This window comes from Arthrobacter sp. TRD_SC_6 (assembly GCF_055361185.1).
Genome location: NZ_CM143953.1, coordinates 1,363,687 through 1,387,806, shown reverse-complemented (window position 1 = coordinate 1,387,806; position 24,120 = coordinate 1,363,687). Strand labels below are relative to the sequence as shown.

The 24,120-nt window shown below is 64.3% G+C and carries 14 protein-coding genes and 3 tRNA genes; 8 read left to right on the top strand and 9 right to left on the bottom strand.

What is annotated here, in order from left to right; genetic code table 11:
* The 3 genes from ACWA1U_RS06790 to ACWA1U_RS06780 all read right to left on the bottom strand — a co-directional run bounded on the left by ACWA1U_RS06790 (position 1) and on the right by ACWA1U_RS06780 (position 2,388).
* Complete coding sequence (locus ACWA1U_RS06790; RefSeq protein WP_463724578.1) at positions 1–723, bottom strand: ABC transporter ATP-binding protein; 723 nt, start codon at positions 721–723, stop codon at positions 1–3.
* A complete protein-coding gene (locus ACWA1U_RS06785; RefSeq protein WP_463724577.1) occupies positions 720–1,340 on the bottom strand; it encodes a PadR family transcriptional regulator in 621 nt (206 codons plus the stop codon). The genes ACWA1U_RS06790 and ACWA1U_RS06785 overlap by 4 nt, the downstream gene beginning before the upstream one ends.
* 76 nt (positions 1,341–1,416) lie before the next feature.
* Positions 1,417–2,388 carry an NAD(P)H-quinone oxidoreductase gene (locus ACWA1U_RS06780; RefSeq protein ID WP_463724576.1) on the bottom strand — a complete coding sequence of 324 codons (972 nt, stop codon included), beginning with the start codon at positions 2,386–2,388 and terminating at the stop codon, positions 1,417–1,419.
* A gap of 70 nt (positions 2,389–2,458) precedes the next feature.
* Here ACWA1U_RS06780 and ACWA1U_RS06775 point away from each other — a divergent pair.
* The 3 genes from ACWA1U_RS06775 to ACWA1U_RS06765 all read left to right on the top strand — a co-directional run bounded on the left by ACWA1U_RS06775 (position 2,459) and on the right by ACWA1U_RS06765 (position 8,171).
* Positions 2,459–2,546 (top strand) — tRNA-Ser (locus ACWA1U_RS06775).
* Positions 2,547–2,686: 140 nt separating this feature from the next.
* Positions 2,687–3,214, top strand: coding sequence for a septum formation family protein (locus ACWA1U_RS06770; RefSeq protein ID WP_463724575.1), 528 nt, complete (start codon positions 2,687–2,689; stop codon positions 3,212–3,214).
* Between the two features lie 478 nt (positions 3,215–3,692).
* Positions 3,693–8,171, top strand: coding sequence for an ExeM/NucH family extracellular endonuclease (locus tag ACWA1U_RS06765; RefSeq protein WP_463724574.1), 4,479 nt, complete (start codon positions 3,693–3,695; stop codon positions 8,169–8,171).
* A gap of 85 nt (positions 8,172–8,256) precedes the next feature.
* Here the strand turns inward: ACWA1U_RS06765 and ACWA1U_RS06760 are convergent, their stop codons facing one another.
* Positions 8,257–10,167 carry an FAD/NAD(P)-binding protein gene (locus ACWA1U_RS06760; protein WP_463724573.1) on the bottom strand — a complete coding sequence of 637 codons (1,911 nt, stop codon included), beginning with the start codon at positions 10,165–10,167 and terminating at the stop codon, positions 8,257–8,259.
* A gap of 49 nt (positions 10,168–10,216) precedes the next feature.
* A complete protein-coding gene (locus tag ACWA1U_RS06755; RefSeq protein WP_463724572.1) occupies positions 10,217–12,625 on the bottom strand; it encodes an ATP-binding cassette domain-containing protein in 2,409 nt (802 codons plus the stop codon).
* A 114-nt stretch (positions 12,626–12,739) separates the two neighbouring features.
* On the opposite strand from ACWA1U_RS06755, the gene ACWA1U_RS06750 reads away from it, so the two are divergent.
* Both ACWA1U_RS06750 and ACWA1U_RS06745 read left to right on the top strand, forming a co-directional pair.
* Positions 12,740–14,827 carry a prolyl oligopeptidase family serine peptidase gene (locus ACWA1U_RS06750; protein ID WP_463724571.1) on the top strand — a complete coding sequence of 696 codons (2,088 nt, stop codon included), beginning with the start codon at positions 12,740–12,742 and terminating at the stop codon, positions 14,825–14,827.
* Between the two features lie 53 nt (positions 14,828–14,880).
* Positions 14,881–14,968, top strand: a tRNA-Ser gene (locus ACWA1U_RS06745).
* A 76-nt stretch (positions 14,969–15,044) separates the two neighbouring features.
* On the opposite strand, the gene ACWA1U_RS06740 is transcribed toward ACWA1U_RS06745, so the two are convergent.
* Entirely contained in the window at positions 15,045–17,159 is a 2,115-nt protein-coding gene (locus ACWA1U_RS06740; protein ID WP_463724570.1) for a RecQ family ATP-dependent DNA helicase, read from the bottom strand.
* 123 nt (positions 17,160–17,282) lie between these two features.
* Between ACWA1U_RS06740 and ACWA1U_RS06735 the strand changes: the two genes are divergently transcribed.
* A complete protein-coding gene (locus ACWA1U_RS06735; protein ID WP_463724569.1) occupies positions 17,283–18,689 on the top strand; it encodes a phosphomannomutase/phosphoglucomutase in 1,407 nt (468 codons plus the stop codon).
* Positions 18,690–18,804: 115 nt separating this feature from the next.
* Here ACWA1U_RS06735 and ACWA1U_RS06730 read toward each other — a convergent pair whose 3' ends face one another.
* Positions 18,805–20,664, bottom strand: coding sequence for a phosphoenolpyruvate carboxykinase (GTP) (locus ACWA1U_RS06730; protein WP_463724568.1), 1,860 nt, complete (start codon positions 20,662–20,664; stop codon positions 18,805–18,807).
* A 284-nt stretch (positions 20,665–20,948) separates the two neighbouring features.
* Between ACWA1U_RS06730 and ACWA1U_RS06725 the strand changes: the two genes are divergently transcribed.
* Both ACWA1U_RS06725 and ACWA1U_RS06720 read left to right on the top strand, forming a co-directional pair.
* A tRNA-Arg gene (locus ACWA1U_RS06725) sits at positions 20,949–21,024 on the top strand.
* Positions 21,025–21,116: 92 nt separating this feature from the next.
* Entirely contained in the window at positions 21,117–22,529 is a 1,413-nt protein-coding gene (locus tag ACWA1U_RS06720; RefSeq protein ID WP_463724567.1) for a dihydrolipoyl dehydrogenase family protein, read from the top strand.
* On the opposite strand, the gene ACWA1U_RS06715 is transcribed toward ACWA1U_RS06720, so the two are convergent.
* Positions 22,526–23,050 (bottom strand): SixA phosphatase family protein, encoded by a 525-nt coding sequence (locus ACWA1U_RS06715; protein WP_463724566.1) that lies wholly within the window; start codon positions 23,048–23,050, stop codon positions 22,526–22,528. The two genes, ACWA1U_RS06720 and ACWA1U_RS06715, sit on opposite strands and share 4 nt — an antisense overlap.
* A gap of 38 nt (positions 23,051–23,088) precedes the next feature.
* Entirely contained in the window at positions 23,089–23,925 is an 837-nt protein-coding gene (locus tag ACWA1U_RS06710) for a winged helix-turn-helix domain-containing protein (RefSeq protein ID WP_463724565.1), read from the bottom strand.
* Positions 23,926–24,120 lie beyond the last annotated feature (195 nt).

Genomic DNA, 24,120 nt, shown 5'->3' with positions numbered 1-24,120 from the left:
CTAGAGGCCGCTCTGCGCGAGCAACGCGGAAGGATCCTGCGCCGCCTCGGACTCGTCGACTATCCGCCCGTCACGAATGAAGATCACCCGGTCTGCCCAGGCGGCATGCCGCGCTTCATGCGTCACCAGCATGACGGCGGAACCCTCATCAGCCCGATGCCTGAGCACACCCATAATCTCGTCACCGGTGGCTGAATCCAGGGCACCGGTCGGTTCATCTGCGAGGATCAGGTGCCTGTCCCCCACGATCGCCCGGGCAATCGCAACGCGCTGCTGCTGCCCACCGGACATCTCGTCCATGAAGCGGTCAGCCAGCGCTTCAATTCCGACCTGCCGCAGGGCGTCCTTGGCCTGCCGTTGCGCCTTCCGGGTTGGAACGCCGTCGAGCTCTCGGGGCAGCGACACGTTCTCGGACGCAGTCAGGGTGGGCACGAGGTTGAAGTCCTGAAAAACGTAACCAACAGCTCGACGCCGGAGCCTCGCCAGTTCATTCAGCGTCAGCCCGCTCAACGGCGTGCTTTCGACGTAAATCTCACCCGACGTCGGCCGGTCGAGGCCCCCTGCGAGCGCAAGCAGCGAGGACTTGCCGGATCCGGACGGTCCCATTACCGCCACGAATTCGCCCTTATCAAGGGTGAGGTTCACGTCGCGAAGTGCGGCGACCGACGTCGCTCCTTCTCCGAACGTTCGGCCTACGCCGGCAAGCTGCAATACCTGGCTCATCGATTTCCCCCATGGATGGTTGTTGTGTCTGCCGCCTCGGCCCCGGACGTGGAATCCCCCACCATCCGCGTACGGGGCCGGGCCGCATTGCGTGCACTGAGTTGCAGCATCCGGGATTCGCAGTGATCCAGCCACCGGACCTCGGCTTCTGTGCTGTAGATCAGGGAATCCAGCACCAGCAGCCAGGCCGTATCTTCTGCCCGATCGTGCGAAGCAGTAGTGCGCCGCACCTTCGTGTAATCCTGCAGCGACCGCATCGATGCGTTCCGCTGTGCCTGGATTACCGCCTGCACATCCACCCCGGGAAGGGTGACGGCGAGCGCCAGCTTGATGGCCAGCTCATTGCGCGGCGGATTGGACGCGGCAACCGGCTTCGCGAACCAGTTGCGCACCTCCTCCGCCCCGTTCTCGGTGAGCCGGTAGACCACGTGCCCGTCGCCGTCGTCGCCGTCCTTACTGACAAGGCCGTCGCGGTCCAGGCGGTCCAGCGTTGTGTACACCTGCCCAATATTCAGCGGCCAGGTTGAGCCCGTTCGTTGCTCAAACTCGCTGCGTAACTGGTAGCCGTACCGTGGCTGCTCCTGCAGGAGTGCCAGCAGACTGTGGCGAACGGACACGTGATCCCCTTTGCATACTCAGTATCTAACAAGAGTCAGTGTTGCATACTGAGTATGCCCAGAGAAGAGGAACGCGCTAAACGGTGAGGAGAATTTTGCCCGTGTGCTCGCCGGAGTCGAAGTAGGCGTGTGCTGCTGCAGCCTCCTCGAGCGGAAAGGTGCGGTCAACGGGCACCGTGATCGACCCGTCTGCGATCAGCGGCCAGACCTTTTCCTTGACCGCCGCCATGATCGCCGACTTCTCCTCCACAGGCCGCGAGCGCAACGTGGTTCCTGCCACCGAGGCGCGCTTGCTCATCAGAGCTCCGAGGTTCAGCTCCGCCTTCGCGCCTCCCTGCAACCCGATGACCACGAGCCGTCCGCCGACCGCCAGCGCGTCGACGTTGCGGCCCAGGTATTTCGCCCCGACGACGTCGAGAATCACGTCCGCGCCGTCGTCGCCGGCTGCTTCCCGAAGTTCCGCCACGAAATCCTGCTCACGGTAGTTGATGCACACGTCGGCTCCGAGGGAACGGGCGTAGTCGAGCTTCGCTGCAGTCCCGGCGGTCACGATGGTCCGCGCACCGAGGGCACGCGCGTATTGAATGGCCATCGTCCCGATCCCGCCCGAGGCCCCATGGATCAGCACGGTCTCCCCGCGCCGAAGGCCCGCCGTCATCACCAGGTTGGAGTGGACGGTGGCCGCCACCTCGGGCAACGCGGCCGCCTCAGCCAACCCGACGCCGTCGGGCGCTGGCACCACCTGCCCCGCGGGCACCGCCACCTGCGCCGCGTACCCACCGCCAGCCAGTAGCGCGACGACGGCGTCACCGGGCGCGAAACGCGAACTTCCGACGTCGGCAATCCGCCCGGACACTTCAAGCCCGAGGTACTCCGATGCACCCGGCGGAGGCGGGTAGAGCCCGCGGCGCTGCTGCACGTCCGCCCGGTTGAGCCCGGCAGCAACGACGTCGATCAGCACTTCACCCGGTCTGATCCGGGGAGGCTCGACGTCGGCGACCTCCAGAACCTCCGGCCCGCCGAATTCTGTCAGCACAACGGCTCTCATGGCTTCCCCTCCGGTTCACAGGTGGTGGTTTTGAGCAGCTTGCCCACCCATGAAACACTATTCCCCGTAGGGAAGGTTGTCCGAGCGGCCGAAGGAGCTGGTCTTGAAAACCAGTGGACGGTAACCCCGTCTCAAGAGTTCGAATCTCTTACCTTCCGCACATGAGCTGAGCCAAGCTCGCCCGAGGCGCCCCGGTCCACAGGATCGGGGCGCCTTTCGATTCCTCGCTCCCCAGCGGTTCGGCGGCATCGGGTAGGCTCCCAACGTGCCGAAAACGATCCCGAGGAGCCATTCAACGGTGACTGCGACCCCACAGCGTTTCGCGCTTCCCGCGTCCCTTGCCCTGCTTGCATTGGTTATGACCGGCTGCACAACGAACGACGACGACGACGCGCCTGTTGGCACGTCACCTTCGGGTGCGTCGTCGTCGGCTGCTGTTACTGCTGCTTCCCAGGAAGCTCCGGAGACCGCGGCGAACGAATTGATTGCGGGCGACTGCATGACGGACACCGGAACGGCCGCGGATCCCAATATCGAGGTAATGCCCTGCTCCAAGGAACACGCCCTCGAGGTTTTCGCCACGACCGAACTTCCAGTGGGCGACTACCCAGGCATCGGTGAAGCGGACGCCCTGACGCAGGAGTTCTGCCGCGGGGAGTTCGCGGGCTTCATCGGGATGGAGTACGACGCCTCCGAGCTTGAGCTCCAGTACTTCTACCCGGTGGAGTCTGTTTGGGAGGACGACGGCGGCCGAGCGGCAGTCTGCACCGTAGGCCTCCCGGGCGGCGAACCGACCACGGGTAGCCTCGAAGGCTCCAAACGGTAGTTCCCAACGGCAATCAACCATGTTTGAATGTCCTAGGGCATTCGCTGTGGTCCACGTCACTAAACAGTGGCAGGACCTGGATGCCGCCGTCCGACACAAACGGACCAACGAATAGGAAACGCTCATATGCCTGATGCGAACCGGCACTTCCTTAATCGCGGCACGCTCGGGGGACCTACCCGCACCGAGTGACGTAAGCGTCAGCTACAACGTTTCCGCTGTTGATGGTCTCAACTCCCCCGATCCGTTCCTGCCCTGTAACCACCCGTTCACTCGAGAGTGGTTGGCTTTACTGCGGCCTGGAGCGTCTCAGGCGGCGTTGTGACGTCACCTCAGGCACGGGAATTTCCGGCCAGGCAAAAGTGTCAGCGCCAACACCTACAGTCACTCCCGTGACCACATCCGCTCAAAGCTCGACGCCGACAGCGGGCATCACTCGCGGCCGTAATCCGGCCCAAGTCAAGGAGAAACAGGACGAATGAATCATTCGTGGAGGGGCGCGCTGTGTTCAGTGCTCTCGGTCGGGCTGCTCGCCTCACCGTTTGCCGCACTGCCAGCCAGCGCAGAGGAAACCGTCGAAGCCGCGTCAAGCACCGGTGTCGTAATCAATGAAGCGTACGTCAATGGCGGCAGCCGCAACGCGCCGTTCACCCACAAGTTCGTGGAGCTCTACAACACCACGGACGCCCCGGTCAGCCTGGACGGCTGGTCACTCCAGTACCGGGCTGCGGGAACGTCAACGGCCCCCAGTAACCTGGCGGCACTGAGCGGGAGCATCCCGGCCAACGGGCACTACCTGATCCAGGGCAGCAGCAACGCCGACGCCGGCGTAGCACTTCCCACTCCGGACCTCACCACCGGGTTGAACTTCAGTGGTACCAGCGGCACCATCGTGCTTTCAAACCAGCGCACCGCAGTGAATCCGCTTCCTGTGGGCTCGGTTGTGGATGCAGCCGGAGTGGTTGACCTGCTTGGGTATGGCGCTTCGAACACGTTTGAAACCGCTGCCGAGGAAGGCCCCGGCGGCACCACCAACCCGCTGTCGATGAACCGCGCTGACTTCGCGGACGCTGACAACAACAAGACCGACTTCACCGCGCTGGGAGCTGTGACGCCCACCAACGCCGCAGGCGACCAAGGCGGCGGCGATCCGGATCCCGATCCCGATCCTGACCCACCGACACCCGGTGAAGTGCTGGCCATCGACCAGATCCAGGGCACCGGAACCGCTACGCCTTACCTCGGCGCAACCGTTACCACCCGTGGCGTCGTGACAGCCGCTTACCCAACTGGCGGGTTCGAAGGCTACTACCTCCAGACCGCCGGCACCGGCGGGGACCTCGGGGCTGACCACACGGCATCGGACGGCATCTTTGTCTACTCCCCCACCACGGTGGCGAGCGTCGCAGTCGGTGATTTCGTCGAGGTCACTGGCACTGCCGGTGAGTATTTCGAACTGACCCAGCTCTCCGTCCCGGCTGGCGGCATGACCAAGCCTGCCGAGGCAGCAGAGGCCGTGAAGGCCGCTGCCGTCGCGTACCCCGCAGACAACGCGGGCCGCGAAGCGCTTGAGGGTATGCTCCTGCAGCCCACAGGCGGATTCACTGTGACGGACAATTACGCACTGAACCAGTACGGCGAGATCGCGCTGGCTGTCGGCGACTCCCCACTTGTCCAGCCCACCGAGATCGCCGCGCCGGGAACACCCGAGAACGCTGCCGTGGCCGCTGACAACGCTGCCCGCGGCGTAAAGCTCGATGACGGCGCCACCACCAACTTCCTGAACGCCGCCAACATGGGCCAGCCGCTGCCTTACCTCACGCCGGAACAGCCGGTCCGGGTGAACTCTTCGGCGTCCTTCACGGCACCGGTCGTCCTTGACTTCCGTAACAGCTCCTGGAAGTTCCAGCCATTGACCGCCCTTACCGCTGCGAACGCCGGTGCAGTGCAGCCCGTCGCCTTCGAGGGCGAGCGCCCCGAGGCGCCGGAGAACATTGGCGGTAACGTCAAGCTGGCGTCCTTCAACGTGCTGAACTACTTCACCACCACGGGTGACCAGCTCACCGGTTGCACCTATTACCAGGATCGCGAAGGAAACCCCGTTACGGTGCGCGGTGGCTGCGATGCCCGCGGCGCCGCCAACGCCGAGAACCTGGAGCGCCAGGAAGCGAAGATCGTAGCGGCGATCAACGGCCTGGATGCCGACGTCGTTTCCCTCGAGGAGATCGAGAACTCGGCGAAGTTCGGCAAGGACCGCGATGAAGCACTGGCAACCCTGACCGCTGCGCTCAACGAAGCAACGCCGGGCATTTGGGACTACGTTCGCTCGCCAGCCGAACTGCCGGAGCTTGCTAACGAAGACTTCATCCGCACAGCCTTCATCTACAAGAAGGCTGTCGTTGAGCCGGTCGACGATTCCGTCATCCTCGATGACAATGAGGCATTCTCGAACGCCCGCAAGCCGCTTGCGCAAAGCTTCAATGCGGTGGACGGCGATGACTCAACCAAGTTCCTCGTGATCGCCAACCACTTCAAGTCCAAGGGTTCGGGCAGCGGCGAGAACGCTGACCAGGGCGATGGCCAAGGGGCATCAAACGCTGATCGCGTTGAGCAGGCCACGGCCCTCGTGGCGTTCGCCGAGCAACTCCAGGCTGACGCGGGCACCGACAAGGTCTTCCTTGCCGGTGACTTCAACTCCTACTCGGCTGAAGACCCCATGCAGGTTCTGTATGAGGCCGGCTACATCAACCAGGGCCCCAAGACTGACGGATACTCCTATGTCTTCTCGGGCCTGGTCGGTTCGCTCGACCACATCCTCGCCTCACCCGCAGCGGATGCGACGGTTTCCGGCGTGGACGTATGGAACATCAACGCGGTCGAGTCCGTGGCGATGGAGTACAGCCGCTACAACTACAACGCCACCAACTTCTACGAGCCCAACCAGTTCAGGGCCAGCGACCACGACCCAGTGATCGTGGGGCTGAACCTCGCTCCCGAAGAAGCCACCACGGACCTCAACCTGATGGGGATCAACGACTTCCACGGTCGCATCGATGCCAACACCGTTAAGTTCGCCGGGACCATCGAGCAGTTGCGGGCACAGTTCGGCGAGGAGAACTCACTGTTCCTCTCCGCGGGCGACAACATCGGAGCATCGCTGTTCGCGTCCTCCATTGCACAGGACAAGCCGACCATCGACGTTCTCAATGCGCTGGATCTCAAAGCCTCGGCCGTGGGTAACCACGAGTTCGACGCCGGGTTCGAGGACCTGACCGGACGGGTCTCCGACCTCGCCGAGTTCGATTACCTCGGGGCCAACGTCTACGAGAAGGGCACCACAACTCCGGCGCTGCAGGAATACGAGATTGTGGACGTCGGCGGCATCGACGTAGCGGTCATCGGTGCTGTGACCGAGGAGACTCCTTCACTGGTCAGCCCGGGCGGAATCTCCACTCTCGATTTCGGAGATCCGGTTGAGGCTGTCAACCGCGTCGCACAGCAGATCGAGGATCAGGACCTCGCAGACATCATCGTGGCCGAGTACCACGAGGGTGCCGGGGACGGCGTGGTTGAGGGCGCGACCATCGAGGAAGAGATCGCCGCAGGCGGTGCCTTCGCCGAGATCGTGACCGAAACTTCCCCACTGGTCGATGCGATCTACACGGGCCACACGCACAAGCAGTACGCGTGGGATGCTCCCGTACCGGGCGCTGAAGGGGAGACCCGCCCGGTAGTCCAGACCGGTTCCTACGGTGCGTTCATCGGGCAGATCACCCTCACGGTGGATAACGCCACAGGGGACGTTGAGTCCTACACGGCGCAGAACGTCGCCCGGACCACTACCGCCGACGCCACGCTGGTCTCGCAGTTCCCGCGGGTCGCTGAGGTCAAGACGATTGTCGACGTTGCGCTGGCTGAGGCTGCGGTCATCGGCAACCAGCCCGTTGGATCAGTGACTGCTGACATCACCACAGCATTTGTGAACGGCGCCCGGGATGACCGCACGTCGGAATCAACGCTGGGTAACCTCGTGGCTGATGCCATGCGCGCATCGCTGGCGTCAGCTGAGCGCGGCGGAGCAGAAATCGGCGTCATCAACTCGGGCGGACTGCGCAACGAGCTGTATTACGGCGAAGACGGCGTCATTACCTACGCTGAGGCCAACGCTGTACTTCCGTTCGTGAACAACCTGTGGACCACCACCCTGACTGGTGACCAGTTCAAGACCATGCTCGAGCAGCAGTGGCAGCCCGCTGGCAGCTCACGCTCCTTCCTGGCCCTCGGCTTGTCGGACAACGTGTCCTACACCTACAACCCGGACCTGGCTGTCGGTTCGCGGATCACCTCGGTGACCGTTGACGGCGCGCCGATCGACCCGGAGCGTGAGTACCGGATCGGTACGGTCAGTTTCCTTGCGCAGGGCGGCGACAACTTCACCGTCTTCCAGGATGGGACCGATGTTCGCGATTCGGGTCTTGTGGACCGTGACGCGTGGATCAGCTACATCGAGCAGAACAGCCCGTTGTCGCCGAGCTTCGACCGCCGCGCCGTCATCGTCAAGAACGCACCTACCGAGGTGAAAGCCGGAGAAGGCGTTTCGTTCAGCGTCTCAAAGCTCGATCTCACCTCGCTCGGCAGCCCTGCCAACACCAGCCTGTCTTCGAGCTACATCGATGGCGAAGGTGTAGTAACCGAGCTGGGAACCACACCGGTAAGCGCCGGTGCGGCCGAGGTAGCGCTCACCATTCCGGCAACAGCCGTGGGTGAGGGACGGATTGTCCTGGTGGCCAAGGAGTCGGGCACCACCGTGACTCTCTACGTCACTGCTGCAGCAGCCGAGGAAAAGTGTGTGAAGCCAACCAAGCCGAAGCGTGGACCGGGCCAGAAAGACTCGGGAGCCTACGGCAAGCAGATGGCCGAGTACCGCAAGTGCCTGGCTGAAGCCCGACGCGGCTAACCCCCGGTACGGCTGACTGAGCACGCCTAGAGGCGCTCCCCCGACCTAGTCGGGAGGGGCGCCTTTCGCCGTGCGGCCCCTCTTATTAGGGTTTGAGTATTGCGCGCGCGATGTCGTCGGCGTCGCGGAGCGTTCGTCCGCCGGCGTCCAGCGACGCGCCGGCTTCCGCCGCAATCGCGGTCCCCCACTGCACCGACGTGAGCTGAAGCCCGAGCACGAACAGCCCTTCCTGCACGAGCCCGTTCGCGCCGATGGAACGGTACGGCGGCTTGGTCACGTCTAACCCTGCTGAGACTTCCGGTACTCCGTCTTCGGACATCATGGTCCTCGCACGGACGAGGCCGTCTTCCAGCAGCCGGCGAAGCAGGACCGAACGGTTCTGGGACACCCGGTTGGCGGGCATCATCGCCTCAATCAGCACACCGGCGTCGTACTTCCTTCCCTCGACCCAGGGCGACGAAACCGAGAACCGTCCGCTCGCCTTATCCAGTTCGAAGCGCGGCGCCGGCCCGGCAAAGCGCACGACGCCAGCCCGGGCAAGTGCCGCCAGCTGCTCGATGCGCAGGGCGGGCGGTCCGCTCGCCAGACCCTCGACCAGCGGTTCGAACCATCCCCGCAGCTCTGCGGTCCAGGAAGCCTCGGTCAGACCGCCGTCGGCCACCACCTGCTTGATCACCGACCGCCCCGCGTTCATGGCACCGATGGCCATCTTCAGCGGATCGTCCTCGCCGCGGTCCGAGCTGGCGGCGTCCTCCTCCAGATACTCCAGGACGGCCTCGTTATACTCCGTATCCGTCGAGAACCTGCGCCGACCGAACGGCCGGGCCAGTGCCTCCAGATTGAGCCGGTTCTCCACCGGAACAGATTCATCGAGAACCTTCTCAAGTGCTGCGCCCCAGGCGTTGTCGGGTTGGTCGAGCGCGATGCGCAGCTGGCCGAGGAATCCGCTGGGCAACGTGCGGACCTGTGCCAGCGTGCTGTAATACGCCCAGACCGCGTCCCGGTGCAGCAGCGGCCACAGATCGTGATCGAAGCCGGGTTGAATACCGTCGGCGGCAAAGCTGCCCGCCCGCTCCAGCGTGCAGTACCGCAGTTCGACACTCCGCGGAACGTAGCTGTCGAGCTTCGCCTTGGCACGGTAGGGCGTCCCGCGACGAGACGCAGCAATTACTAACGGTTCCCTACCGGACGGCTGATACGTCAGCGCGCGGCCCGCCGGTTCGCCATTGGCGACGAAGCTGCCTCCCCGGCCAACAGTCAGGTGCGTGATGATGTCGAAAAAATTCAGTCCGAGTCCCCGCACCAGCACCGGCTTGCGGGCCGGCAACCGGTTCCAGTCCACATCAGCAGGCACCTGGGGCGGCCAGTACTGCAGCCCGAGCCGGGCCGCCCCATCACGCAGGGACTCCTGCTCCCGGTTCAGCTGCGCCGGGAGGTGCCCTACGGCGAGCACGACGGCGTCACTCACCAGAGATTGACCCTCACTGAGTTCCACCCGGAACCCATCATCCAACCGTTGGATGTGGTGCGCCTCGGCGCAGTGCACGACAACGTTGAATCCCTCAGGTGCCCGCGCCACGATCTCGCGGTACACCCACTGCAGATACCGGCCGTACAGCGCGCGGCTCGGGAAGTCGGCCGAGGACAGCGAAGCCAGCTCAGCGAGGTCTTCCTCGCTCAGGTTCTTTTCCGGCGGAAGCTGGCGCCAGTCATTGAAAGCCACGGGCACGAGCGACGGCGCCTGGCGGGCCGTAGCGCTCCCCACGGGCACCACCGTGGGAAAGAGGGCCGGTGTGTTCATGAGGAAATGCCTGGACTGCCCCGTCCGCCACACGTGTCCAGAACCGGGTTCATACGGTTCGATGACGTGCACCGTGACCCGTGGACGTTCGTGGCCGGCGAGCGCCGACCAGTTGGCGGTCAAGCGCTCCAATACCGATGTTCCGCGGGGCCCAGCGCCGACAATGGCTACCTGGACCTCCCGCGTTCTCTCCATTCCCCTAGGTTATCGGCCCTCCGGCAGGCGCCGATTCACCCCGGAGGACTCACCCGCCGACGTACGCGGCGAGATGCTCGCCCGTGAGGGTCTGCTTTCCCTCGACCAGCTCAGCCGGCGTTCCCTCGAAAACTACCTTGCCGCCGTCGTGCCCGGCACCAGGACCTAGGTCTAGGATCCAGTCCGCGTGCGCCATGACCGCCTGGTGGTGCTCGATCACGATCACCGACTTGCCGGAGTCCACCAGCCTGTCCAGCAGGCCGAGGAGGTTCTCGACGTCGGCCAGGTGGAGTCCGGTGGTGGGTTCGTCGAGTACGAGGATGTCTCCTTTCTCGCCCATCTGCGAGGCAAGCTTGAGGCGCTGCCGTTCACCGCCCGAGAGGGTGGTCAACGGTTGCCCCAGGCTCAGGTAGCCGAGGCCCACATCTTCGAGCCGGTCGAGGATGGTGCGCGCCGCCGGAGTTTTGGACTCGCCCTCGGCGAAGAACCCTGCGGCCTCTTTGACCGACATTCCCAGCACCTCGGCAATGTTGCGCCCGTTGAGCGTGTATTCCAGCACGGAAGCCTGGAAGCGGCGGCCCTCGCAGTCCTCACAGGGGGATTCCACCGTGGCCATGACTCCGAGCTCAGTAAAGATGATGCCGGCTCCGTTGCAGGTGGGGCAGGCACCCTCCGAGTTGGAGCTGAACAGCGCCGGCTTTACCCCGTTCACTTTTGCGAAGGTCTTCCGGATGGGCTCCAAAAGCCCGGTGTAGGTGGCCGGATTGCTGCGCCGCGAACCGCGGATTGCTCCCTGGTCAATCACCACAACACCTTCGCGCTTGGCAACCGAACCGTGGATGAGTGAGCTCTTACCCGAACCTGCCACGCCGGTGACCACCGTGAGGACCCCGAGCGGAAGGTCGACGTCGACATCCTGCAGGTTGTGCGTGGAAGCACCGCGGACTTCCAGCATGCCCTTCGGCTTCCGGACTGATTCCTTGAGGGCCGCGCGGTCGCCCAGGTGGCGGCCGGTGATGGTGTCGCTAGAGCGTAGCGCCTCCACTGGGCCCTCGAAGCAGACCTCACCGCCTGCGGTACCGGCTCCCGGACCCAGGTCCACAACGTGGTCGGCGATCGCGATGGTCTCTGGCTTGTGCTCCACCACGAGCACGGTGTTGCCTTTGTCCCGCAACTGGAGCAGCAGCTGGTTCATGCGTTCGATGTCGTGGGGGTGAAGCCCGATGGTGGGCTCGTCGAAGACGTAGGTGACATCGGTGAGCGAGGAACCGAGGTGCCGGATCATCTTGGTTCGCTGGGCCTCACCGCCGGAGAGCGTGCCCGCCGGGCGGTCGAGGCTCAGGTAGCCAAGGCCAATGTCGGAGAACGAATCGAGGAGGTGCTGCAACCCCCTGAGGAGTGGAGCCACCGACGGGTCCTTGAGCTCTCGCACCCACGAAGCGAGGTCGCTGATCTGCATCTGGCACAGCTCCGCGATGTTCTTCCCGTTGATCCTTGAGGAGAGCGCCTGCTCGGTGAGCCTGGTTCCCTCACACTCCGGGCAGGTCTGGAAGGTCACTGCCCGCTCCACGAACCGGCGGATGTGCGGCTGCATGGCGTCGACGTCCTTCGAGAGCATCGACTTCTGGATTTTGGGGATGATTCCCTCGAAGGTGAGGTTGATGCCCTCCACCTTGATCTTGGTGGGCTCCGCGTACAGCATGGTGTCCAGCTGCTTCTTGGTGAACTGCGAGATGGGTTTGTCCATCGGCAGGCCAACGCCCTCGAACAACCGGCCGTACCAGCCGTCCATTGAGTAGCCCGGAACTGTCAACGCTCCGTCGGCGAGGGTCTTGGCGTCGTCGTACAGCGCCGTCCGGTCGATGTCGCTGACCGCGCCCATCCCCTCGCAGCGGGGGCACATGCCGCCGAGGTACACCGCCTGGCTGACGACCGCCTTTTCCACGCGCCCGCCCTTGTCCGTGGACATGACTCCGCTGGCCTTCCGGGTGGGCACATTGAAGGAATAGGCCGTAGGCGGGCCTGCGTACGGGTCACCCAGGCGGCTGAAGAGGATGCGCAGCATGGCATTTGCGTCAGTGGCAGTGCCGACGGTGGACCGCGGGTTGGCGCCCATGCGTTCCTGGTCCACGATGATCGCCGTGGTGAGCCCCTCAAGGAAGTCCACCTCAGGGCGGGCCAGTGAGGGCATGAACCCCTGGACGAACGCGCTGTAGGTCTCGTTGATCATGCGCTGCGATTCCGCTGCGATGGTGGCGAACACCAAGGAGCTCTTTCCGGAGCCGGACACCCCGGTGAAGACCGTCAGCCGGCGCTTGGGCAACTCGATGGTGACATTCTTGAGGTTGTTCTCCCGTGCGCCCTGCACGCGGATGAGGTCGTGGGTGTCAGCGGCGTGCTGCGCCCCGTCCTGCGAACCGCGCTGGGCGCCTGTTTCGGTGCTCGTGGCTGTGCCCATGGGCGTCTCCAAACTCTCAACCGGCGTCGTCTGGCTCTATCTAATCAGCAAGCACTGACAATAGTCAGGCACTTTCCGGGAGCATCTCACCGCGAGGTTGCCTAAGATAACGGTATGACGTCAACCACACAGCCTGACCACGCTACTGACGACGAGTTCCTCTGGCTTGAGGACATCTACGGCGAGAAACCCATGGACTGGGTCCGCGAACAGAATGCAGTGACCGAGGGAATCCTCATTGACGACGGTTTCCTTGCCACGGAGCAGCGCCTCCTGGAGGTGCTCGATTCCACGGACCGCATCCCCATGGTCGGCAAGCGCGGAGACCACTATTACAACTTCTGGCGCGACGGCGCGCACCCCAAGGGCCTCTGGCGCCGCACCACCTGGGACAGCTATCTGACCGATTCCCCGGACTGGGACGTCCTGCTCGACGTCGACGCGCTGAGCGCCGCGGAAGACCAGGAATGGGTATGGGGCGGCGCGATGTTCCTCCGCCCGGCGTTTGGTGAGCCCTACCGGCGGGCGCTCATTTCGCTCTCCCCCGACGGCGGCGACGCCCAGCGCTACCGGGAGTACGACGTCGTCGACCGCGCCTTCGTGGACGGCGGCTTCGACGTTCCGGTCGCCAAGAGCAGAATCAGCTGGGCAGGCCCGGATGCGCTGCACGTCGGGACGGATTTCGGTCCCGGAAGCATGACCACCAGCTCCTACCCGCGAACCGTGCGGACGCTGCGCCGTGGCGAGCCGCTCGAATCTGCCGAGCTGTATTTCGAGATTCCCGAGAACTCCATGATGGCTGCCGTGGTCCGCGACCAGACGCCGGGGTTCGAACGGGACGTCGCCGCCCACATCATCGACTTCTACTCCAGCCGCACCTATCTTCGCCGGGCAGATGAGTGGGTACACATCGACGTGCCCGACGACGTCAATGTGTCCCTCCACCGCGAATGGCTTCTCCTGCGCCCGCGCACGGACTTCGTGCTCGACGGCGTCACCTACGCCGCTGGTTCGCTGCAGGCTGCACGGCTTGAGGATTTCCTGAAGGGTCAGCGGGAGCTCACTACCGTCTTTGCCCCTGACGCCCACACCGCGCTGCAGTCCTGGAGCTGGACCCGGGACTACCTGCTGCTTAACCTGCTCAACGATGTGTCCTCCGAGATCCGGGTGCTGAACCCCGCCCAGGGGTTCTCCGCGGACATCCTTGACGCCTGCCCGCCCCTGCACGCCGTGGACGCGTATGCGGTGGACGACGAGGACGACGACGCCGGCAACGACTACTGGCTCGTCGCCACCGGTTTCCTCACCCCCACCACCGTGGTGCGCGGCACCATTGGCGGGACGCACGCTGAGGTGAAGGCGTCGCCGTCGTACTTTGACGAAGGCACCTTCGCGGTGGAGCAGCACTTCGCCGTGTCCAAGGACGGCACCCGCGTGCCCTACTTCCAGGTTGCGACACGGGACCTGGCGCTCGACGGCGCCAACCCGACTTTGCTGTCCGGGTACGGCGGGTTCGAACACGCTATGACCCCGGCGTACAGCGGTGTGATCGGGCGGGGTTGGCTGGAGCGGACGACGTCGGATGGGCGCCACGGCGTGTATGTGCTGGCGAACATCCGGGGCGGTGGAGAGTACGGTCCCGCGTGGCACCGGTCCGCTCTGCACGCCAACCGGCACCGCGCTTATGAGGATTTTGCGGCGATCGCGCAGGATCTGGTTGACCGTGGCGTCACGCGCCCCGAGCTGCTGGGATGTACGGGACGCAGCAACGGCGGCCTCCTCGTAGGCAACATGCTGACCCAGTATCCGCACCTGTTCGGGGCCATCTCCTGCGGTGTCCCGCTGCTCGATATGAAGCGCTACACCAAGCTGTCGGCGGGCTATTCGTGGATCGCTGAGTATGGCGATCCGGACAAGCCCGAGGAGTGGGAGTACGTGCAGACGTTTTCGCCGTACCACCGCCTGCAGGAGGGCGCGAGCTACCCGAAGACGCTTATCTGGACGGCGACCAGCGATGACCGCGTGGGCCCGGTGCAGGCCCGCAAGATGGCAGCCCGGATGAGGGCAATGAACGTGGACAATGTCTGGTTCCACGAGGCCCTTGAAGGCGGTCACGCCGGAGCCTCCGACAACCGCCAGGCTGCCCGTATGCACGCCATGTCGCAGGAGTTTGTCTGGAAGGCGCTGACAGGGCAGATGTAGTTTGGAACTTGCCCGGGGGTCTAGGTAGTCTTGGGTGGCTAGTAATAGCTGCTGGAGACGTGCCAGAGCGGCCGAATGGGCTTCACTGCTAATGAAGTGTGGGCCTAAAGCCTACCGGGGGTTCAAATCCCCCCGTCTCCGCGTTCTTGTACCAACGCCCCGAACCAACCGGTTCGGGGCGTTGGTGTTTTAACCTCAGGCCACCGTCGGGCGTCAGCTAAGCCTTCAACGCCAGAACGAACGGCAGTACCTCCTGCGCACCAGCTTCGCGGAGCGCCTTACCCGCTACGGTGAGGCTCCAGCGACTGTCGGCGAGGTCATCAACCAGAAGCACCGGTCCGGGGTTGGACTCGAACCACTCCTGCCCTTCGGCGGGCACCGCGAACTTGTCCCACACCGCAGCCAACCGGAAGGCGCTATTGCCGCCGGAGGTGCCGGAGGGCCAACCCTGCGGCAATTGCAGTGCGCCCAGGTAAGGAATCTGCCCCACCGCTGCAAGCCCCTCGGCGAGGGACTTAATGAGGAGGGGGCGGCGTCGTGAGGGCATGCTGACCACTGCCACCGGCCGGGCCTCCCAACCCCACTCAGCAAGCACCCGGACGCAAGCCTGTGCGGCCAGCGCGTCGAGGACAGCGTCTTCGGAAGTCTCAGCAAGGAGTTCACGCACGCGGTTGCCCCATCCCAGGTCCGTCATGCGGGCGAGCGCGCGGCCGGGCGACAGTTGCTGATCAGTTGGGATGCGACCCTTCACCGGCACACCGAGCTTGTCCATACCGGATGGCCACTGACCCCTGGACTCCAACTCGACTCCCACCCTGCCCAGGGCGTTACTTGCGCTCTCCGACGCATCGTGTGACACCTCGTCGGAGTACCACGGGCTGGCACAGTTGTCGCAGCGTCCGCAGGGGGTCGCAGCAGGATCATCCAGCGCCGCTGCGAGAAACTCCATGCGGCAGCCGGAGGTGTTCTCGTAGTCAAGCATGGCCTTTTGCTCGTGCACCCTGGCTTTAGCGATGCGCTGGTACCGCTCGCTGTCGTACTGCCACGGCTTGCCGGTTGCCTGCCACCCGCCAGTGACCTTGCGGACGGCCCCGTCCACGTCGAGCACCTTGAGCAGCAGCTCAAGCGGTGAGCGCCGGACGTCTACACGTGTTTCCAAAGCGGGGGTCGAGAGTACCTGGCCGTCGGCAAGCGCCTCGAGTATGCGCTGTGCCTTGTCCTCTGCGGGCATCGAGGCCGTCGCGAAGTACTCCCAGATGTCGCGGTCTTCCGACCCAGGCAACAGCAGTACGTCCGCGTTGGGCGTGCCGCGGCCTGCCCTACCTACCTGCTGGTAGTAGGCAACAGGGGAGGAGGGAGCGCCGACGTGCACCACGAACCCTAGGTCCGGTTTATCGAATCCCATGCCGAGTGCACTCGTTGCGACGAGCGCCTTGACCTCGTTGTTCTTGAGCGCCTGTTCCGCTCGCTCCCGATCAGCCGGGTCAGTGCGCCCTGTGTAGGCCAGTACATGGTGACCGGTTTCCCGCAGCAGCCGCGCAGTGTCCTCAGCGGCCGACACCGTAAGGGTGTAGATGATGCCGCTGCCTGGGAGGTCATTCAGATGGGTGAGCAGCCAGGCGAGGCGGGACCTCGGGCTGGGCAAACGCAGGACGCCGAGCCTCAGTGATTTCCGGGCGAGCTCGCCGCGAAGGGTGTAGACGGGCGTTCCGTCAGTTCCGAGCTGCTCTTCAACGTCCTTCACCACCCGCGAATTGGCGGTGGCGGTTGTCGCGAGCACCGGTACACCCTGCGGAAGCGTGGTGATGAGGTCACGGAGGCGCCGGTAGTCGGGGCGGAAGTCGTGGCCCCAGTCGGAGATGCAGTGGGCTTCATCAATCACCAGCAGTCCGGTTCTGCGCACCAGCTCCGGCAGATGCGTTTCCCGGAAGGCAGGGTTGTTGAGGCGTTCCGGGGAAACGAGCAGGACATCCACTTCATTGGCGTCCAGCCGTGCCGAGATCTCCTGCCATTCGGTCTGGTTCGCCGAGTTGATCGCAGCCGCCCGAACCCCTGCGCGCTCGGCAGCGGCAACCTGGTCCCGCATCAGCGCCAGTAGCGGCGAGACGATCAACGTTGGACCAGCTCCTGCGGCGCGGATCAGGAGGCTCGCCACAAAGTACACAGCTGACTTTCCCCAGCCTGTGCGCTGGACAACGAGAGCGCGGCGCCCGCCGTTGACGAGGGCCTCTATCGCCTCGTACTGCCCATCGTGGAAGACGGCATCCTCCCGCCCTACGAGGGTGCGAAGGATGGTCAGCGCCTGATCATGGAGCGTGGTGGTGTCGGCCATGCGCCCAAGTATGGCAGCCGTCTCCGACAGTGCTGGCGGCGGCGTCGTCAATGTGGACAACCGCAGCTTTCCTCTCCTCCCCAGCCTCGGGGTGAGTCTGAGCCAACCGCTAGACTTTCCAGCGTGAACACAACCATCGACCTGTCCGCATCCTTCAAGGCCTATGACGTAAGGGGCATTGTTGGCGAGACCATCACCGTCGAGACCGTTCGGGCAGTCGCGGCGGCGTTCGTCGACTTCCTGGACCTTGCGGGTAAATCGGTTCTGGTGGGAGGGGACATGCGTCCGTCCTCCCCCGCGTTCAGCCAGGCCTTCGCTGACGGTGCCACGGCCCGCGGCGCGAACGTCATCTTCCTCGGGCAGATTTCCACCGATGAGTTGTACTACGCCAGTGGGAAGCTGAACGCAGCGGGCGTCACCTTCACCGCAAGCCACAACCCGGCGCAGTACAACGGGATGAAAATGTCACGTCCCGGCGCGGTCCCGCTTTCTTCCGAAACCGGTTTGATTGCTATCAGGGAACTGGCGGAACAGTACCTCGAAGCCAGCGCAATTGCCCCTGTCGAGGCTCCGGGGACCACCTCTTCCCAGGACATCCTGAAGGAATACGCCGAGTATCTGCGTTCGCTTGTGGACCTCTCCGGAATCCGCTCGCTCAAAGTAGTAGTGGACGCAGGCAATGGCATGGCCGGGCTGACCACCCCAGCGGTACTGGACCGTGCGCTCCTGGAGGCACTCCCGCTAGAGATCATTCCGCTGTACTTCGAGCTCGATGGCACCTTCCCGAACCACCCTGCAAATCCGCTGGAGCCAGAGAACCTCAAGGACCTGCAGCGCGCAGTCGTCAGCAACGGCGCTGACATCGGCTTGGCGTTCGATGGCGACGCCGACAGGTGCTTCGTGATTGACGAGAACGGTGATCCCGTGTCCCCAAGCGCCATCACCGCGCTGGTTGCCCGCCGGGAGATCCGCCGCGCACAGGCAAACGGTGAACAGGAGCCGGTGATCATCCACAACCTGATTACCTCCCGCGCTGTGCCCGAACTGGTGCGTGCCGAGGGCGCGCGGCCGGTACGCACCCGTGTCGGCCATTCCTTCATCAAGGCGGTCATGGCCGAAGAGGGCGCGGTGTTCGGCGGTGAGCATTCCGCCCACTATTACTTTCGCGAGTTCTGGAACGCTGACACCGGCATGCTTGCAGCGATGCACGTGCTTGCCGCCCTCGGCGAGCAGAACCGCCCCCTTTCGGATCTCGGCCGCGAATACGAGCCGTATTTCTCCTCCGGCGAGCTCAACAGCAAGGTCGACGATGCCGCTGCCGCCACCGAGCGCGTACGTGAGGAGTTCGAGAGCGACGGAGTCACTGTGGATGAGGTGGATGGCCTCACTTTCACCGCGACTGACGGTTCGTGGTGGTTCAATCTCCGCGCGTCGAACACTGAGCCATTCCTTCGACTCAACGCCGAGGCTGAAGACCCGGCGACGCTCGAAAACCTCACCACCGCTGTGCTCGAGCAAATCAGGCAATAGAGTCAGCGGCTCGCAACTTATCCCGCAACAAACTGGTCGGACCCCCGGAAACGCCCGCCGGCCCGCAGCATGATGCCCTGCGGGCCGGGATTACGGCCTGTCTGGACAAGTCCCTTTAGGCAGCAAACCGCTTCTTCAGGCTTTCCAGTTCGTCAGACAGCTCCTTCGGCAAGGACTCGCCAAACTCCTGGTACCACTGCTCTATGCCCACGAGTTCAGTGGCCCACTCGTCAGCGTCCACGCGCACAGCCTGTTCAACGTCAGCAGGCGAGAGGTCCAGTCCGGTCAAGTCGAGGGAACCCGCCGCAGGTATGAACCCGATCGGGGTCTCGACAGCCTCACCCGTCCCCTCCAAGCGTTCAATGATCCACTTCATCACCCGGGAGTTGTCGCCGAAGCCGGGCCACGCAAATCCGCCATCCGCAGTCCGGCGGAACCAGTTGACCAGGAAGATCTTGGGAAGCCGTGACTGATCGGCCTGGCTGCTCACGTTGAGCCAGTGACGCAGGTAATCACCGGCGTCGTATCCGATGAACGGAAGCATCGCCATTGGATCGCGGCGCACACGGCCCACAGCACCGGCTGCAGCAGCAGTGGTTTCCGAAGACAGGGTCGACCCCATGAAGATTCCATTTGTCCAGTCGCGTGCCTGAGTTACCAGCGGCACAGTGGTCTTGCGCCTTCCGCCGAACAGGATCGCCGAAAGCTCCACGCCCTCAGGATCATTGAACTCCTCGGCGAGCATGTCGATCTGGTCGATCGGCGTGCAGAACCGCGCGTTCGGATGAGCCGCCGGAGCGTCCGACGACGGCGTCCAGTCGTTGCCCTGCCAATCCGTGAGGTGAGCGGGCACCTCCTCGGTCATGCCCTCCCACCAGACACCGCCGTCGTCGGTCAACGCAACGTTGGTGAACACCGAGTTGCCCCTCGCGATGGCGCGCATTGCATTGGGGTTGGTGTGCCATCCGGTTCCCGGCGCTACGCCGAAAAGGCCAGCCTCGGGGTTTACTGCACGTAGTTCACCCTCCTTGCCGAAGCGCATCCAGGTGATGTCGTCACCAAGTGTTTCGACCTTCCAGCCCTCGATCGTCGGGTCGAGAAGCGCAAGATTGGTCTTGCCGCAGGCCGACGGGAAGGCCGCGGACACGTAATAGGTCTTCTGCTGCGGCGAGGTCAGCTTCAGGATCAGCATGTGCTCAGCCAGCCAACCTTCGTCGCGGGCCATCACCGAAGCGATGCGCAGCGCGTAGCACTTCTTCCCGAGCAACGCGTTGCCGCCGTAGCCGGATCCGAAGGACCAGATTGATCGCTCCTCAGGGAAATGGACGATCCACTTATCGTCGTTGCACGGCCAGGCGACATCCTGCTGGCCTGGTGCTAGCGGCGCTCCGACGGAGTGCAGCGCAGGCACAAAGTCAGCATTCAGCTCGGTCAGGCGGTCCAGCACAGCCGTGCCGATGGTCGCCATGATCCGCATCGAGGTCACCACGTAGGCACTGTCCGTGATCTCAACGCCGAACTTGGGGCTCTCAGCATTAAGGTGGCCCATGACGAACGGGATCACGTACATGGTCCGGCCGCGCATCGAGCCCGCAAACAGTCCGCGCAGCTTGTCCTTCATCACGTCCGGATCCATCCAGTTGTTGGTGAATCCGGCGTCGCGCTCCTCACGGGAGCAGATGAAGGTCTGCTCCTCGACCCGGGCTACGTCGGCCGGGTCGGAGAAAGCTGCGAACGAGTTGGGGAACAGCTCAGGGTTCAGGCGCTTGAAGGTTCCCGCCGCAACGAGCTCATCGGCCAGTTGCGCGTTCTCCTGTGCGGAACCGTCGACCCAATAGATCCGGTCGGGCTGAGTGAGGGCTGCTGTCTCCTCGACCCAGGCCAGCAGTGCAGCGTGAGTTGTTGGAGCAGCGGTTACTGTGGCCTCGTCAGTCGCTCGTTCTGCGAGCAGCGGCTGTCGCACGGAATCGCCCATTTCTCTTCCCTTCGTTGGGTGTGTGGTGTAACGATGCTAGGGGCGCAGGGACCCGGATAATCGGCCAAATGGGTCCTCCGAAATTTGTGCGGGTCAATCGATTCCGCAGAAACTCGCGGTTCTTGGACTGCCCAGATAGTCTATTGTGTGATTAAGGTCACATAGACCGGTCTAGGTTCTGAATAGTCCCACGGAGGGGTCAATGCGATTAGGATTAGGTCCAGATTGGCTGTAAAGTTGTCTACGGCCAATCGGCAGGAAGAAGTTTCTTGGAAGCTTCAAATGCGTGCGTAGCTCAACGGATAGAGCATCTGACTACGGATCAGAAGGTTGGGGGTTCGAATCCCTTCGCGCGCACCACAGTCACCGCCCCGGAACATCAGTTCCGGGGCGGTTGCGTTTAATCAGGCCAACGCTTGCCCCGCCCTCACGCGAGTGGAAGGCTCAGGAGCATGACTGCTGAACAGAGCACCGACGTCATCGTTATCGGAGCAGGCGCTGTCGGTGAAAACGCCGCCGCCCGGGTTGTCCGCGGAGGGCTCACTGCCACCCTGATCGAAGCTGAGCTGGTGGGCGGCGAGTGTTCCTACTGGGCCTGCATGCCGTCCAAGGCCCTGCTGCGCCCCGGTACCGCCCTCAACGCGGCGCGGGCTGTCGCCGGTTCCCGCGAGGCGGTCACCGGCACGCTCGATGCCCGCCAGGTCCTTGCCCGCCGCGACGAATTCACCTCCCACTGGGATGACTCCTCCCAGGTGGACTGGGTCAATTCCACCGGCATCACCCTGATCCGCGGCACGGCCCGCCTCACCGGTGAGCTGGCGGTGGAGGTTGCAAACGACGACGGCGGCACCCGAGTCACGGCGCGCCACGCCGTCGTGCTCGCGACGGGCTCCAAGCCCTCCGTTCCCCCGATCGAGGGGCTCAGCGGCCTCGCCTTCTGGGGCACCCGCGAGGCCACCTCCGCAAAGGAGATCCCGGCGAGCCTCACTGTCCTTGGCGGTGGCGTTGCCGGCACGGAACTGGCCCAGGCCTACGCCAGGCTCGGTTCGAAGGTCACGTTGATCGCGCGCAGTGGACTGCTGGGCAACTACCCCACACCGGCGTCGGACTTGGTTCGGCAGGGTCTCGAACGTGACGGCATCACAATTCTCCTGAACACCGAAACGAAGTCCGTGCACGACGACGGCGGCGGTTACCGCGTGACGCTTGCCAGCGGCGAAGTGGTCGACTCAGAGAAGCTACTCGTCTCGACCGGCCGGCACGCGGCGCTGGCTAACCTCGGCTTGGAGGACCTCGGGCTGGACACCAAAGGTCTCCAGACGGACGAATCGGGGCAGGTGGCAGGCCAGCCGTGGCTATACGCGGTCGGCGACGCCGCGGGGAAGGTTCTGCTCACCCACCAGGGCAAGTACGAGGCCCGGATGACCGGTGACGCCATAGTTGCCCGCGCGAAAGGCCAGTTGAACGGGCCTCCCGAGAAGTGGAGCGCGTTCGCTGCCTCGGCCAATGCGTACGCGGTGCCGCAGGTCGTTTTCACCGATCCAGAGATCGCGATGGCCGGACGCACTCTGGAGACCGCGCGCAAGGACGGCCTCAACGTCAGCGAGACCTCGCTGGAGATCGCCGTCGCCGGCTCCGCACTCCACGCTGACGGCTATGAGGGCTGGGCCCAGATGGTGGTGGACGAGGACCGCAAAGTCCTGGTCGGGGTGACCTTCGCCGGACCGGATGTTTCTGAATTGGTTCACGCTGCGACCATCGCCATCGTGGGCGAAGTGCCCTTGGATCGCCTGTGGCACGCTGTGCCGGCCTACCCAACCATCAACGAGGTCTGGCTGCGCCTGCTCGAGAAGTACGGCCTTTAGGCCCGGCGGATCACGAAGTCGGTGACCTCGGCGTCGCGCCCGTCCAGCTCAGCCCAGTGACCGCCGTACTGAAGGACAGTGAGGCCCGCCGTCGGGTAATGGGTGGCGAGGTTCACCACAGCGTCCTCGTCGGAATGAACGGACGCAAGGCGCATTGCCAGCTCCTGAACACCCGGAAGGTGCGAAATCACGAGAACACTGGTTGCTGTTTCGGGAACACGGTTGACGACGGCGAGCATCTGCGCGGGCGTGGCGCCGTACAGCGCGGCATCGAGCCGGGGAGTCGGCGCCTTGTCCCCTAGTTCACTGCACACCCAGGTGCACGTTTGGCGTGCCCGCACAGCGGTGGACGTCAGAATGAGGTCAGGGACGGCGCGGTTCTCCACCATCCAGCGCCCAATGAGCGGCGCATCGCGATGCCCGCGTGCGCTCAACGGCCGCTCGTGGTCTTCCACCCCGCCATGCCAGTCGGATTTGGCGTGGCGCAGCAACATCAGACGCTTCAAGTGGTGGGAAGACACCACCCCATCCTAGGCCGAGGAGACTCGCGGGGCTCCGACTAGATTGAGTACTCCGGCGCAGCCCACACGACAACCTCGGGGTGCTCGTAGAAACGGTAGCCCTGGCCGCGGACTGTGCGGACCGTGTTGGCAAGGCGGCCGAGCTTCGAGCGGAGGCGGCGGATGTGCACGTCGATGGTGCGCTCGTTCGGTACTTCATCAGCGTTGCGCCACAGGCCGCAGAGCAGTTCCTCGCGGCCAACGGTGCGGGAAGCGTTCTCGACCAAGTAGTTGAGCAGCTCGAATTCCTTGAACGTCAGGTTCAGGATTTCGCCGTCGAGGTGTACCTCGCGCCGTGAGAGGTCGATCAGGACACCAGTGGGCCGCGGGGCGGGCGAGGGCGTCGGCTGCTGCTCCGCGCGGGGGCGGCGGCTGACCGTGGGGTCACCCAGAGCCTGGCGTACGACGTCGATATCGGTGCCTACGGCGTCTGCCGGAGCAAGCGCGACGGCGGCGTGGCTCTGAGCGCCTGGAACGAGTGAGCGAACGTAGCCGCGAACGTCCTGGGCGAGCTTGCTCAGCGTGGTGCCATGCTCTGCCGCAGTGTCTTCGTCAAGGGCAACGTAGAGAACGAAACCCCGGGCGGTGGTATCTCCGGTTACGGGCTGGGGCCCTGGGATTCCGTTCGGGGCCACTACGGGCACAGGCGCCGTGATCGGGTGTGCATCTGATGGCGAGGGTACTGGCGTCAACTGCCCGTAACCAGCGGGGTAGGTTGGCGCCGCCTGGCTGTACTGCGGGAAGCCGGGCCGCTGACCGTAGGCCTGACGCTGGGCGTTGGCTCGGTTCTGCGCGTTGCGGAGGGAGATGTGGACGTATCCGGAAGAAACGGTCATGTTAAACCTCATGGTGAATCGCCGTCATCACGGCTCGAATGCAGGGGTGTGCCCGGTCGAGATGGAGCTTCTGTGGAGCCCGCCGTTGGGCTAGGGAATGCGTAAAGGGAGGGGGTAGGCCGTTACGCGCACATTCGACAGCAGCGTGTTCCCGATGCGGACATGATGCCCGGGAGGCTAGCTGCGGCTGCAGAT

Bases quoted from the DNA above. Each gene is read 5' to 3' on its own strand.
- ACWA1U_RS06790 (WP_463724578.1), bottom strand. From the start codon at position 723: ATGAGCCAGGTATTGCAGCTTGCCGGCGTAGGCCGAACGTTCGGAGAA.
- ACWA1U_RS06780 (WP_463724576.1), bottom strand. From the start codon at position 2,388: ATGAGAGCCGTTGTGCTGACAGAATTCGGCGGGCCGGAGGTTCTGGAG.
- ACWA1U_RS06765 (WP_463724574.1), top strand. From the start codon at position 3,693: ATGAATCATTCGTGGAGGGGCGCGCTGTGTTCAGTGCTCTCGGTCGGG.
- ACWA1U_RS06760 (WP_463724573.1), bottom strand. From the start codon at position 10,167: ATGGAGAGAACGCGGGAGGTCCAGGTAGCCATTGTCGGCGCTGGGCCC.
- ACWA1U_RS06755 (WP_463724572.1), bottom strand. From the start codon at position 12,625: ATGGGCACAGCCACGAGCACCGAAACAGGCGCCCAGCGCGGTTCGCAG.
- ACWA1U_RS06750 (WP_463724571.1), top strand. From the start codon at position 12,740: ATGACGTCAACCACACAGCCTGACCACGCTACTGACGACGAGTTCCTC.
- ACWA1U_RS06740 (WP_463724570.1), bottom strand. From the start codon at position 17,159: ATGGCCGACACCACCACGCTCCATGATCAGGCGCTGACCATCCTTCGC.
- ACWA1U_RS06730 (WP_463724568.1), bottom strand. From the start codon at position 20,664: ATGGGCGATTCCGTGCGACAGCCGCTGCTCGCAGAACGAGCGACTGAC.
- ACWA1U_RS06720 (WP_463724567.1), top strand. From the start codon at position 21,117: ATGACTGCTGAACAGAGCACCGACGTCATCGTTATCGGAGCAGGCGCT.
- ACWA1U_RS06710 (WP_463724565.1), bottom strand. From the start codon at position 23,925: ATGACCGTTTCTTCCGGATACGTCCACATCTCCCTCCGCAACGCGCAG.